This is a genomic window from Shewanella sp. NKUCC05_KAH (assembly GCF_019345585.1).
Lineage (GTDB): Bacteria > Pseudomonadota > Gammaproteobacteria > Enterobacterales > Shewanellaceae > Shewanella > Shewanella oncorhynchi.
This window is the reverse complement of the sequence record NZ_JAHKQZ010000063.1, coordinates 1-244: the sequence shown is the minus strand read 5'-3', so window position 1 is coordinate 244 and position 244 is coordinate 1. Positions and strand designations below refer to the sequence as shown.

Here is a 244-nt window from a genome sequence, read left to right as displayed (position 1 = left end):
GCGCAAACGGGCAGCAATTACACCCAAGGACCTAGACGTAATCTGGGGACAACCCCAGATGCAGCGCCGAGTACCGCGACTGGTCATCCTCGTGGTTCCGCGGCTGGCAATGGCAGCGGTACAACTCCACCTGTGATGGGCAACGGTTCACCATCGGTGGCGGATGATGGCACTCAAACTGATGTTCCTACAGTCGTCGCAGAAACACCTACGAATGGGGGGACACCTGCTCGTCCGCCTGTCG

At 59.4% G+C, this 244-nt stretch carries 1 protein-coding gene; it reads left to right on the top strand.

Annotation, left to right across the window (positions count from 1 at the left end):
• The coding region (locus KO533_RS22500) for a hypothetical protein (RefSeq protein ID WP_219256196.1) at positions 1-244 on the top strand (244 nt) is incomplete at both ends.